At 74.6% G+C, this 12,730-nt stretch carries 8 protein-coding genes and 2 pseudogenes; 4 read left to right on the top strand and 6 right to left on the bottom strand.

Annotated features, from left to right (window positions below; all coding sequences use genetic code 11):
- Positions 1-70: 70 nt before the first annotated feature.
- The 4 genes and pseudogenes from H7H31_RS06135 to H7H31_RS33720 all read right to left on the bottom strand — a co-directional run.
- Positions 71-274, bottom strand: coding sequence for a cold-shock protein (locus tag H7H31_RS06135; RefSeq protein ID WP_031104458.1), 204 nt, complete (start codon positions 272-274; stop codon positions 71-73).
- 681 nt (positions 275-955) lie between these two features.
- The gene (locus tag H7H31_RS06130; RefSeq protein WP_187060196.1) at positions 956-1,438 is read right to left on the bottom strand and encodes a DUF456 domain-containing protein; all 483 of its coding nucleotides are present in this window, start codon (positions 1,436-1,438) and stop codon (positions 956-958) included.
- A 488-nt stretch (positions 1,439-1,926) separates the two neighbouring features.
- Positions 1,927-2,616: pseudogene (locus H7H31_RS34905) on the bottom strand (helix-turn-helix transcriptional regulator); the annotation flags it as partial.
- Between the two features lie 264 nt (positions 2,617-2,880).
- Positions 2,881-3,072, bottom strand: a pseudogene (locus H7H31_RS33720) (helix-turn-helix domain-containing protein); the annotation flags it as partial.
- Between the two features lie 1,544 nt (positions 3,073-4,616).
- On the opposite strand from H7H31_RS33720, the gene H7H31_RS06120 reads away from it, so the two are divergent.
- The 3 genes from H7H31_RS06120 to H7H31_RS06110 all read left to right on the top strand — a co-directional run bounded on the left by H7H31_RS06120 (position 4,617) and on the right by H7H31_RS06110 (position 9,122).
- On the top strand, positions 4,617-6,539 hold the full coding sequence (locus H7H31_RS06120; protein ID WP_187117825.1) for a protein phosphatase 2C domain-containing protein: 1,923 nt from the start codon (positions 4,617-4,619) through the stop codon (positions 6,537-6,539).
- Positions 6,540-6,650: 111 nt separating this feature from the next.
- Complete coding sequence (locus H7H31_RS06115; RefSeq protein WP_187060946.1) at positions 6,651-8,393, top strand: pyruvate dehydrogenase; 1,743 nt, start codon at positions 6,651-6,653, stop codon at positions 8,391-8,393.
- Between the two features lie 327 nt (positions 8,394-8,720).
- Positions 8,721-9,122, top strand: coding sequence for an ATP-binding protein (locus H7H31_RS06110; protein ID WP_187060945.1), 402 nt, complete (start codon positions 8,721-8,723; stop codon positions 9,120-9,122).
- A gap of 317 nt (positions 9,123-9,439) precedes the next feature.
- Here the strand turns inward: H7H31_RS06110 and H7H31_RS06105 are convergent, their stop codons facing one another.
- Together H7H31_RS06105 and H7H31_RS06100 are read right to left on the bottom strand one after the other, a co-directional pair.
- Entirely contained in the window at positions 9,440-10,531 is a 1,092-nt protein-coding gene (locus H7H31_RS06105) for a DUF2637 domain-containing protein (RefSeq protein WP_187060944.1), read from the bottom strand.
- A gap of 487 nt (positions 10,532-11,018) precedes the next feature.
- Entirely contained in the window at positions 11,019-11,858 is an 840-nt protein-coding gene (locus tag H7H31_RS06100) for a (2Fe-2S)-binding protein (RefSeq protein WP_187060943.1), read from the bottom strand.
- A 147-nt stretch (positions 11,859-12,005) separates the two neighbouring features.
- On the opposite strand from H7H31_RS06100, the gene H7H31_RS06095 reads away from it, so the two are divergent.
- Entirely contained in the window at positions 12,006-12,689 is a 684-nt protein-coding gene (locus H7H31_RS06095) for a GntR family transcriptional regulator (RefSeq protein WP_187060942.1), read from the top strand.
- Positions 12,690-12,730 lie beyond the last annotated feature (41 nt).

The following is a 12,730-nucleotide window of genomic DNA, read 5'->3' as shown; positions in this document are numbered from 1 at the left end:
TCGCGATGCCCCGTCAGACGGTCGGGCCTGCCCGGGGCGGTTTACGCTCCGGGCGTGGGCGAGGGGGTCGTCAGGCGACGTTGATGTTCTCGGCCTGCGGGCCCTTCTGGCCCTGGGTGACGTCGAACGTGACGGCCTGGCCCTCCTGGAGCTCACGGAAGCCCGTGGAGTTGATCGCGGAGTAGTGCGCGAACACGTCCGGACCGCCGCCGTCCTGGGCGATGAAGCCGAAGCCCTTTTCAGCGTTGAACCACTTCACAGTTCCTGTAGCCATGTCTCATGCCTTCCAGCCGATGTGCGTCTCCCCGCGAGGTGCGGGGGACGGAGGTGATCGCCCTGGTTCCTGCGGCACAACACAGCAGAACGCCCACGCCGAGGACGTGGGCGAAGGGGTACTTCCGAACCATGACAGCTTGAGCAGACGCTACACGTATGCACCCGCTGTCACCAGAGGTATCCGCACTCGTGTCTGCGGAGTGACCGCCTGTCGGCGTCGTCTTTTGGCCCGTTCGAGGGTCTCACCTCGTCGAAGGACAGATCAATCGAGTCCTGCCTATGGTCCCGTCAGCCACTATCCGCAGATCGCAGCCGGAGAAGCGCAGGTCGGAGGAGCGAACGTCCGGCTGGAGGCTGGGCGGGCACCGATCCGGCTCCGGGGGAGCGTGGCTGATTTTGGACGCGCTCCCCTTCGGCGTTCCACGTCCCGCTCGCTCTCCTGGCCAAGCCAGAGCCGTGAAGGAGTCGGGGTCGGGGCGACACTCGCCACTCGGCAGCGGGGACGGAGACGGTGGCCACTTCTGTTGCCGCAGCGGGGCGGGAGGTGTGAGGTTCACAAGCCGACCGAGGTGGGTGCGGATGAATCGAGCCCTATGCGCATTCCCTCGCGCCATGACCGAGCGGCGGTAAGCCCCACCGGTCACCGAGTAATGAGCCACCCCAGCCCCACCCCCACCGCTCAGCCGAAGAGCACCGCGGCCAGCCAGGCGCTGGTGACCAGCAGGCAGATGACCAGCTCGACCAGGACGGCGAAGCCGATGGCGCGCAGGGCGTCGCGCGTGGAGAACCAGGCCGGGCCGTGCGCGCCGAGGCGGACGTGCTCGGCGGCGTAGAGCCCGGCCAGGAAGCCCGGCGCGGCGCCGATCACGGGCAGGACGACGAAGCCGACCCCCGCGGTGCACGCGGCGAGCAGGAGCGTGCCCCGGGTGATGCCCGAGTCGCGCATGCCGCGGGCCGGCAGCAGCCACCTGAGCGCCTGGTTGAGCAACAGCGCGGCCGTGGCCCCGGCCAGCAGGGCCCAGGCCACCGAGGTCTGTTCGGCCATCGACCACCACAGCACTCCGGCCCAGACGATCAGCGGCCCCGGCACCCCCGGCAGCGCGACGCCGACCAGCCCGAACAGCAGCACCAGGCCGTCGAGAACGAGCTGCCCGGTACTCATGGCCCCAGCCTGCCGGACCACACCGCCGACCGCTCATCGACGTTCTCTGGTGCCTGGTGCCTGGTGCCTGGTGCCCGGTGCCTAGTGCTGGTGCCGGGGGCCGGGTGCGACCGCGTCGCTGCCCGTGCCGAGGGACGGAGCATCCGGTAGGCCGGGCCGGGCCGAACCGGACCCGCCGGGCGCTGCGGCTAGCGCAGGCCGTCACCGTGGCCGGCGGGCTGGCCGGGCTCCCGGCGTAGGGGCGTGGATCTCAGACGTGTCGGCGCGTTGCCGTCGCGGATCGTGGCGTTCGCGGCCCGGTCGGCGGTTGCCTTCGCCGGGTGCCCGGTCGCGTGCGCGGGGCCGTACGCCGTGGTGCGCTCGGGCGTAGCCGTGCTGCCGTGCGCCGGCGTACGGGGCATCGGGGGGCGGAGTGGGGGAGGGGGCTGCGGGGCGTGGGGGCGATCCTCGGGCGGGGCGGCGACGGTGGCGGGGGTGGCGGTCGGGCGGGGCGGGCGGGATATCCAGCGGAGCTCGTACGCGTGCCAGCCGAGCTGGAGCCTGGTCGTCACGCCCGCCCGCTCCATCAGCCCCTTCACCCGGCGCTGCACGGTGCGTAGCCCGAGGTCGAGTTGTTTGGCGACGCTGGCGTCGGTCAGTCCGGCCAGCAGCAGCGACAGTATGTCCAGGTCCGTCGCGTCCGGGCCGTCGGGCGGCGCGGACGACGGCGCCGCCGGGCGGGCCGCGCCGGGGCGCGCGGCCTCCGGCCGCAGCGGTACGGCCTCCCGCCAGACCCCCTCGAAGAGCGCGAGCAACGCGGCGAGCAGGCCGCTGGGGTGGACCACCAACGCCTCGCCGCGCGCCCCGCGCCCGCACACACCCTCGTCGCACGTGCCGGTGTGCGTGCCGGCGTACGCGCCGAGGTGAGCGGCCGCGTACGGCTCGTCCCGTGGCTCCGCTGGCGCGCCGTCGTACGCCTCGCTCGCGGCGCCGGGGCCACGGCTGGGCGTCGTGGCGCAGCACGGGCGGTGCAGCGCGACGAGCGCGAGGTGTCCGTCCACGGCGAGCAGGGTCGTCGGCAGCCGGTCCACCACGCGGACCTTGGCCTCGTAGCCGCGCCCCAGGGACGCCGCGAGTTCGCCGAGCGCCGGGGGGCGCGACAGCAGCGCCCGCTCGACCACGACGCGATGGCGTACGCCGGGGCGCAACGGCACGCCGCGCGGCAGTCGTTCCGTCGCGGGGACGAGCGCGCACACCTCGTCGGTCGCGGCCGCGAGCAGTTGGAGCGAGCGGTGGCCGATGGCGGTCGTGCCACGGGCGATCTCCACCGCGTCCTGCGTCGCGGACCGGGGCGCCCCGTTGCGGTACTCGTCGGTCAGGACCGCGACGGCCCGCTCCGCCCGTTCCAACTCCTGGCGGCGCCGGCCGAGCAGCGTGCCCAGCGCGGCGTCGGGCGGCACGGCGACCCAGCGCTCGGCGCGCCCGGCGGACCGGGCCGCGAGCCCCTGCCGCTCCAGGCGGCGCAGCGCCCGCTCGACGTCCTCCTCCGAGCGGAACAACCGGAGGGCGAGTTCGGGAACCTCGGCGGCGCCGAGCGCCACCAGGGTCCGGTACGTCGACTCCTGCCCTTCGTCCAGCCCCAGTGCACTCAGCATGCCGCGCCCTCCAGAGAGTCGGTTAGCGAAAAGCCGGTTAGCGAAAGCCGGTGGGCGAGAAGCGGGCCAACGACGGACGCGACGGGAATACGCCGCGGCGTGAACCCGCCCCGCGGGCACACATCCTCGCACTGGCAAGCGCGTTCCTGCCCAGTCGATCGGCGGGGGCCAACCCCACGGTGACCGGGGCTCCCGCCTCGAACGGGGTGTGGAGACGTTCTGGTCTTCCGGTCCACGTGCGTCGTGTGCGGTGGAGAATATGGGCCATGAGCCAGCAGGGGGAACACCGCCACGGCCACGAGGACGACTGGTGGCGGGAGTTGTACGAGGCGGACCAGGACGACACCGGTCCCGCCGTCGGTCCGGACTCACTGGATGACCGCTTCGACTCGGCGGCCCAGACGCTTGGCACACCGCCGGACCAGGCCGCGCCGAAGGACGCCCGTCCCCCCACAGCCCCGCCCCAACCGCCGCCCCCGCCCCGACACGAGGCCCCGGCCGCCCCCGCCGCGCCACCGGCCCCGGCCGAACCCGCGCTTCCGCCCGCGCCTCCGGCTCCGCCGCCCGTCCCCCCGTACGAGGCGCCCGCCGCGCCGCCCGCGCCCCCGGCTCCGCCGGCCCCCGCGAGCCCGCCGGAGCCCGCCCCGCCACGGGAGGCGGCGCAGGCGCCGGAGCAACCGGACCCTCCCGTGGCCGCGCCCGACACCTCGGCGGCGACCAGCTCCCCAGCGGCAGCGCGAACACCGCAGGCACCCCAAACCCCGCCGGCACCGCAAACCCCGCCGGCACCGCAAACCCCGAATGTCCCGCAGCCCCTGGACGTAGCCCAGAAGCCGGAAGCGGTGGAGGCCACGGAGAAGGCCCGGGGGGCGGCGGCGGAGGAACTTCCGTGGTGGGAGCAGCCCGCCGCCGCGCAGGTCCTGGCCTGGTGGGAGCCGACCCCCGAAGCCCAGGCCCCGACGCCGGACGCTCCGGCTGCCGACGAGCCCGCGACGCACCAACCGGCGACGTCCGATCCTGTCGCCGACGACCCCACCCCTGATGGTTCTGCTCCGGACGGCTTCACCTCGGACAGCGCCGACGACCAAGCCGGCCCGCCGGAGCCGGGCGGGATATCCGTGGCACCCGGCAGCCCACAGGGCACGGCGCAGCAGGATTTGACGGGGGAGCAGGAGCCGCCGGGGGCGGCCGGGGGCTCTGGACCGTTGGCGGGGCGCATATCTTCCGGCGACGCGGACGCCGTGGGCGCGGTCGGGCCGGCGCGTCGGCCGGAGCCGGGCGAGGGCACGGTCGGGGCGCCGTCGGGGGAGGGTGCCCCGGCGACCGGTGCCCCGGTGGCCGGCTGGCCCTGGGACGTGTTGTTCGGGGGCGGCCCGGCCTCGACGGCGGGCCACAGGGTGCGGCCGACGGCGGAGCCGGGCCCGCTGGGGGGCGCGAACCGGCCCCGGCCGACCGCGCGGGCGCCCTGGGAACCGCCGCCGCCCCCCGGCACCGAGGGCGGCGCCCCCGGCCTCCCCGGCTACGGCACGCCCGTCGGTTTCGCGATGCCGAGCCCGACGACGCCGCCCAACGCGTTGCGCACCTCCGACGAGCCCGCCGCCCCGACCACCGGCGCCTCCCGCGAGACCACGACGCACCACCCCGCCACCCGTGAGCCCCGCTCCGGCTCCGGCACGGGTACCGACTCCAGCACGGGGACGAGTACGGAGACCGCCACGTCCCCCGCCGCCGACGCCGCCCCCGACTGCAGCGCCGACGACGCGACCGGCGCCGAACCGACCGGCGCCGAACCCACCAGCGGCGCACCTACCGGCGACCCGCCAACCCGCGACGTACCCACCACCCGCCTACCGACCCGCGGCGCACCGCCCGCCGACGTACCGGCTCGGGACCTCCCGACCCGGGACGACCTTCCCACCCGCCAGGTGCCGCCACGCCAAGCGCCGCCACGTGACGTACCGTCCTCGTCCCGCAGCGCGCCGACCCGCGACGTACCCGCCACGGCCCCCGGCCCCGCCGACCCGTGGCATCCGCCCGAGGACCATCCGGCCACGACCGAGTTGCGCCGCCCCGGCGCCCCGCACCGGGGTCGCCCGAACGGCCCCGTGGCCGACCGGCCGGGTTCGGCCGCCGTCCAACCCGGGTCCGTCGCCCCGCCAAGGTCAGCCGCCTCGCCCGGGGCCGCCGCCGCGTGGGCCGGCTCCGGCGAGGTGCCCGTCGGGGGCGTGGCGGGTGCCGACGGGGCGGGTGCCGTGGGCACCGGGGCCGCGTCGCGGTCGGCCGGCCCGTCCGGGGCGCAGCCGTTCCGGAGTGGCCAGCCGCGTGGCGAGGGGGAGTTCATCGGGGTCCGCCCGCCGACGTACGCGGCCGAGCCGACCGCGCTGCCGCCGGCCGACGCCGCGGACCTCGACGCCCTGGTGCCCGACACCACGTTGGACGGGGCCAGCTACGGCACGCTCACGCTGCGCGCCGTCTCCTCGCGCGGCGACTCGGCCCGCTACCGCGGCGAGCCCCGCCGCGACGCGCTGCTCACCGCGCGCTTCGGCAGCGGGGACGAGGCGCTGTTGCTGGTGGCCGTGGCCAGCGGTGCCAGGGCCGCGCCGCTCGCGCACCGGGCGGCCCGCGAACTGTGCGCGTCGATCGGCGGGGCGATCGGGCGCAGCCACGTCCGGCTCGCCGACGACGTGCACAGCGGGCGCCGCGCCGCGCTCAAGTCGGGGCTGCAACGGCTCACCGACCGCGCCTACGTCCGGCTGCGCGCGCACGCCCACGAACAGGGCCTCGACCCGACGGCCTACACGGCCTCGCTGCGCTGCCTGCTGCTGCCGATCGCCCCCGACTGTCGTACGCGGATTTTCTTCGGCGTCGGCGACGGCGGGCTGTTCCGACTGCGGGACGGCGCCTGGCAGGACGTGGAGCCGGCCGCCGCCCCCGTGACCGCAGCGCCGACCGGGCACGCCACCGCCCCCGACAGCGGCCCCACCACCGCCCCCGGCCAGGCCGCGCCCGACACCGACCCCGCCGCGCCGCCCGCGCCGCCCGCGCCGGCGGCGGCAGGCTCCGGCCCGCGTCCCCCGGCCGACCCGCGGATCGCGGTGGGCCTGTCCCCGGCCGACGAGTCCGTGGACGCCGCGCCGGAGGCCGGCGGTGGCGGCGCCGGCGGTGCCGGTGAGCCGCCGGCCGCACCGGGCGGGGCCAGCGTGGAGTCGACCGGTTCGGAGGCGACTGGCGTGGCCGTCGAACCGTTCCGGTTCCAGGCGGCCGTCGCCCGGCCGGGCGACGTGCTGCTGCTGTGCGGCCCGGGACTGGCGGAGCCGTTCACCGGGCAGCCGGCGCTCGCGGACGCGCTGCGCGAGCGGTGGTCGCAGGCGGAACCGCCCGGACTCGCGTCCTACCTGGCGGACGTGCGGCTGCGGGTGAAGGGTTACGCCGACGACCGTACGGCGGTCACCGTCTGGGAGGCGTAACGGCGCGGTTCGTGGGTTGATGGGAGGAACCGGGGCACCCGGCCCGGACAGCGGGCGCCTGCTCCTCGGCGCCCGGTACCCGCGAGACCCAGCGGAAGGGGCGAGCGCGCGATGGCGAAGCAGACCGTGGCGGAGCAGTTCGTGGACATCCTGGTGCGAGCCGGTGTGCAGCGGCTGTACGGGGTGGTGGGCGACAGCCTCAACCCGGTCATCGACGCCATCCGCCGCACCCCGGGGATCGACTGGGTGCAGGTCCGGCACGAGGAGGCAGCCGCCTTCGCGGCCGGCGCCGAGGCCCAGCTCACCGGGTCGCTGGCGGCCTGCGCCGGCTCCTGCGGGCCCGGCAACGTGCACCTGATCAACGGCCTGTACGACGCGCACCGCTCCATGGCCCCCGTGCTGGCCCTGGCGGCACAGATCCCCAGCAGCGAGATCGGCACCAGCTACTTCCAGGAGACCCACCCCGACCAGCTCTTCCGCGAGTGCAGCCACTACAGCGAGCTGATCTCCAACTCCCGGCAGATGCCCCGGGTGCTCCAGACCGCCGTGCAGCACGCCATCGGCCGTGGCGGCGTCAGCGTCGTCGCGCTGCCGGGCGACGTGGCCGCCGAACAGGCCCCCGAGCGCGCGGTCGAGCACGCCCTGGTGACCTCGCGGCCCTCCGTACGCCCCGGCGACGCCGAGATCGCCGAGCTGGCCCGCCTGGTGGACGACGCGAAGCGGGTGACGCTGTTCTGCGGCAGCGGCACGGCGGGCGCGCACGACGAGGTGATGGCGTTCGCCGAGCGGGTCAAGGCCCCGGTGGGGCACGCGCTGCGCGGCAAGGAGTGGATCCAGTACGACAACCCGTACGACGTCGGCATGAGCGGGCTGCTCGGCTACGGCGCCGCGTACGAGGCGACGCACGAGTGCGATCTGCTGATCCTGCTGGGCACCGACTTCCCGTACAACGCCTTCCTGCCGGACGACGTGAAGATCGTGCAGGTGGACGTCCGGCCCGAGCACCTGGGGCGGCGCTCCACGCTGGCGCTGGCCGTCTGGGGTGACGTGCGCGAGACGCTGCGCTGCCTGACGCCGCAGGTGCGGGTGAAGACGAACCGCAAGTTCCTCGACCGGATGCTCCGCAAGCACGCGGACGCACTGGAAGGGGTCGTCAAGGCGTACACCCGCAAGGTAGACAAGCACATTCCCATCCATCCGGAATACGTCGCCTCGGTGCTAGACGAAGAGGCGGCCGACGACGCGGTGTTCACGGTGGATACGGGGATGTGCAACGTCTGGGCGGCCCGCTATCTCACGCCCAACGGTCGGCGCCGGGTGATCGGTTCGTTCTCGCACGGGTCGATGGCCAACGCCCTGCCGCAGGCGATCGGCGCGCAGTTCCTCGACCGGAAGCGGCAGGTCGTCTCCATGTCGGGCGACGGCGGGTTCGCCATGCTGATGGGCGACTTCCTCACCCTGGTGCAGTACGACCTGCCGGTGAAGATCGTGCTGTTCAACAACTCCTCGCTGGGCATGGTCGAGCTGGAGATGCTGGTAGCGGGCCTACCGGCATATGGCACAAGCAACAACAACCCGGACTTCGCCCAGATCGCCCGCGCTGCGGGCGCCTACGGGGTGCGGGTGGAGAAGCCCAAGAACCTCCGCGGGGCGCTGCGGGACGCCTTCGCGCACAAGGGGCCCGCGCTCGTGGACGTCGTCACGGACGCCAACGCGCTGTCGATCCCGCCGAAGATCCGCGCGGAGATGGTCACCGGGTTCGCGCTCTCCGCGAGCAAGATCGTCCTGGATGGCGGGGTGGGGAAGATGGTGCAGATGGCCCGCTCAAACCTGCGCAACCTCCCCCGTCCCTGAGCGGGCGGCGGTGAGTGTGGGTCGGCTGAGTGGGCATGCATGGTGAGAGCGCGCGTTCGAATCACACGGTTCGTCTGACATACGGGGATCGGTAGGAAAGGTTCGGGGCGGGGAGGTATGAAGCGTCAGCCTGCGCGGTTAAGCGATACGGACCTTCGGTGGGAAGCCGATACGGCGACCGTCGGACGGAACGCCTCGGGGGAAGCCGCACGGATCACGGGGCAGACCAGGAACGTCGTGGGGGAGACCGGGGGGAGCGCTGGAGCGGTAGGAAGGGTCGCGGCGGGTGACGCCGGCGGCGGAGCGCACGAGGACGCGGAAGCGCAGATGACACGGCAGTTGCGCCGGGGGGAACTCACGGGGATCTCCGACGTCCGCAGGGCGCTGCGCGAACTGCTGCGCCAGTGGGGCGGCAGCCCGGAGCAGGCCCACGTCGCGGAGCTGTTGACCAGCGAGCTGACCACCAACGCCCTGGTGCACACGGACGGCGGCGCCGTCGTCCGAGCCCGCCTGCCACGCGGCACGCACGCCCAGGTGGGCGGCCGACTGCTGGTGGAGGTGCGGGACTTCGCCGACGGCATGCCCCGACCACGCCGGGAGGTGCCGGACGCCGGCACGTCCGGGCGGGGGCTGCTGCTCGTGGAGGCGATGGCCGACACCTGGGGCGTGCGCGAACACGGCGCGGGCAAGGTGATCTGGTTCGAGCTGGCGGCGGACGCCCCGGACTGAACGCGGGACGCGGCCGACGAGGGACGCCCGGCACCTGGCCGGGCGGCGTGTGGTGCGCGGCGTGACGCTGCCCGCCGCCCGCTTACGCCCCACCATCCGGCCGCCGAACGGGCGCCGCGCGGAGGCCGAGCGGGGGCCGCCCGCCGCGCCGCGCACGGCGTCGGGGCAGCCGCACGGAGGCGTACCGGGTGCGCGAGGCGTACGAGCCGTACGGGGCGCATCAGGGTGCGAGGCGTGCGAACCGTACGAGGCGTGGAAAGCGACGTGGCCCGTACGGGGCGCTCCCCGCACGGACCACGTTCACAGCGTGTCCTGACTCAGCCGAACTGGCGCTCGATCTCCGCGAGCTTCTCCTCCAGGGAGTCGAGGCGCGGGATCGTGAGCGTGTCGTCCTCGGCGGTCAGGTCAACGGTACGCGGGCGGCCAGAGGCCGCCGCGCTGCCCTCCTTCTCGGTGCTGGTGACCGGCTGGAGCGCCGGCCGGGAGAGCACGGGCAGGGTTCCCGGCCGTTCGGTTCCGGTCGCGTCGGATATGGCACTCTCCGAACTCAGCTGCCCGGCCGGCGCCGGCAGACCGCCGCCGGCGTCCACCTGCCGCCCACCGCGCCGGCCCCACACCCGGTGCTGCCGGTTGTAGGCCCGGATACGGGCACGGTCCAGCTTGTCCTGATCGCGGCGGCGCTGACGCTCCTGGTCCTTCTGCCGCCGGTCCTCGCGGACCTCTTCCACGGCCTCGTCCAGCGTCCGTACGCCCTCCAGCAGCATCAGCGACCAGGCGGCGAACGTCTCGCGGGGCGCCCGCAGCCAGCGCACGATGCGGATCTGCGGCAGCGGGCGCGGCACCAGACCCTGCTCGCGCAGGGCGGCCCGACGGGTCTGCTTCAGCGCGCGGTCGAAGAGCACGGCCGCCGACAGCGACATGCCCGCGAAGAAGTGCGGGGCGCCCGCGTGGCCCATGCCCCGCGGGGCGTGCACCCAGTTGAACCAGGCCGCGGCACCCGCGAACGTCCACACCAGCAGGCGGGAGCCGAGCGCGGCATCGCCGTGACTCGCCTCGCGCACCGCCAGCACCGAGCAGAACATGGCCGCGCCGTCGAGCCCGAACGGGACCAGGTACTCCCAGCCGCCGTGCAGGTTCAGGTTCTGCCGTCCGAAGCCCACCAGGCCGTGGAAGGACAGCGCGGCGGCCACCGCCGCACAGCAGAACAGCAGCAGGTACGAGGCGCTGCCGTAGATGGCTTCCTTGCGTCGCCGACGCTCCTCGCTGCGCTCCCAGGAGTCGGCGGGCGCGGCAGCTTCCTTGGCGGCGACCTTCTGACCGCGCGTCTTCAACGTCACCGCTACCGCGACCCCGACGACGGCCACGGTGACCGGAAGCGCCCAATCAAGCGATATATCGGTCATATTCATCCGGTGCCCCTTGCCTCGCTTCCGTGACGTTTAAGCCGCAGTGCGACCTATCGCGGGTCATCTTGACGGAACCGGACCTTGTCCTAGGGCGTTTCCGGGCAAGAGGACGCCAACGGAGATCCAGGGCATCCGGATAGGTGCGATGCGGGCCGAACGCGGGCACGATGACGCCGCGTCGCGTTCGAGTCGCGAAACCCGATGGGGTGAATCTACCGCAAGTGATTGGTGCGATTGACCAGTTGCGGGACCTTGATCGGCGATGAATCTCGGACGGCCTGGTGTGTGGGCGTATCCGGGGGCGCGCGCCGGCCGGTGAGGGCGCGTCACCTCACCGGCAGCCGGGCGCCGCCGACAGGTCATCCGATGAGTCGTCGGCCTCGCGAGGAACGTTCCTCCTCGCAGGCGGGCCACGTCTGACGACGCGGCGCGGCCCCGGTCGAGGCGTCAGCTCCTGTCGGCGAGCGGCGCGTTGCGGTGCGACGGGGCGTCAGGCCGCCGTCATGCGCCGTACGCGCTCCGCGTCGCCGGTGCGCGGGCATGTCACGCAGGTCTCCTCGGGGCGCAGCGTGTAGAAGAGGCAGCAGCTCGCCCGGTCCCTGGTGCGCAGCGGCTGTCCCTCGGGGCCGGTCAACTCGCGGAACGCGGCGCCGCCGACGTACGGGGCCGTGGCGCCGGGCAGTAGTTGGCTGGCCTCGGTCAGTGCCCGTTCCTCCTCACCGAGCAGGTGCCCGATGTGCCACAGGCCCTCGACGACCTCGTCCGTCGCCATCCCCCACAGCGCGCGCGAGCCGCGCCGCATGCGCGGCCGGAAGCCTTCGAGTACCGGCCCGAGATGTTCGGCGACGGCGGAGCGCACCTCGGCGCGCAGCGCCGCCTCGTCCGGCACCACCCGGGCGCCGGGCGCGCTGGCCGCCGGGTCGCCCGGCAGGCAGGCGAAGGTCGTACCGCGCACCGTCATGCGGCCCAGCGTGCGCTGGAAGGAGACCCGGCCCACCGGGGCCCGGGGGACCCGCCGCTGGAGCAGCCACGGGATGGTGATCAACAGGCAGGCCGGCCAGGCGTAGCGGTGCAACCCGAAGCTGGCGACGACCTCGGGCCGGCCGCGCTGCCCGTAGTCCCGCAGCACCTGCGCGTCGTCCCAGGCCAGGAAGGCGTCGAGGGCCGGGCCGCCCGCTGCCAGCTCGGCCGCGGTGACCCAGCCGTCGCCGGTGCGCGGGTCCTCGTCGGTGATGGTCAGCGCGGGGTAGACGGCGCTGAGTCGCTCGTACGCCGCCCGCAGCGGCCCGGGCGGGGGAGGCGGGAGAGGAGGGGGAGGCACCACGGGCATGAGCGGACCACCGAATCACGGGCTGCGACAGGTAAGGCTTACCTTACGCGAACCGGTCGGTGTAGGAATTGACGCGCTATCCACCTATGGTGCGTGAAGCCCGGAAAGTCCGGGCCAAGACGGACAGGGACGTCGCAGGGGGGCCGAGTGGAGCAGTGTGCCGCGCAGGTGAACGTGGGCGGGTGGACCGGGGCGCGCGCGGGGACGGCGCCCGCCGCGCCGGTCCTGCCGCGCCGGTTCTCGGTACGCGAGCAGGTGTTGGACGCGTTGCGCGCCGCGCTCCTCGCCGGCGAGCTGACGCCCGACCGGGTCTACTCCGCCCCCTCGCTCGCCGACCGCTACGGCGTCTCGGCGACCCCGGTGCGCGAGGCCATGCAGCGGCTCGCCAGCGAGGGCGCCGTGCACATCGTCCCCAACCGTGGCTTCCGGGTCGCCCGGCGTACCCCGCGCGAGGCCGCCGAACTGGCCGAGGTGCGGGCCCTCCTTGAGGTGCCGGCGATCCTGCGGCTGGCCCGCACGGTTCCGGCGCGGCAGTGGGCGGCGCTGCGCCCGCTGGCCGACGCGGCGGCGCTGGCGGCGGCGAGCGGGGACGTGGCCGGTTACGCGGACGCGGACCGGGCCTTCCACGGGGCGGTGCTCGGCATGAGCGGCAACAACCAACTCGTGCGGATCGCCGCGGAGTTGCACCGCCGCTCCCAGTGGTCCCCGGCCCCCGCCCGAGACCACGGTGACCTGGTCGCCGACGCCGCCGAGCACGCGGCGCTGCTGAACGCCTTGGCGGCGGGCGACGCGGTTGCGGCCGAGACGGTGATCCGCGCCCACTTCGCCTGAGGCCGGGGCGCGGGGCGGGCCGCCGCGTCCGCCCGCGCGCC

The organism is Streptomyces buecherae (assembly GCF_014295035.1).
Lineage (GTDB): Bacteria > Actinomycetota > Actinomycetes > Streptomycetales > Streptomycetaceae > Streptomyces > Streptomyces youssoufiensis.
Note: the sequence above shows the minus strand (reverse complement) of the source record. Positions and strands in the feature narration are given on the sequence as shown.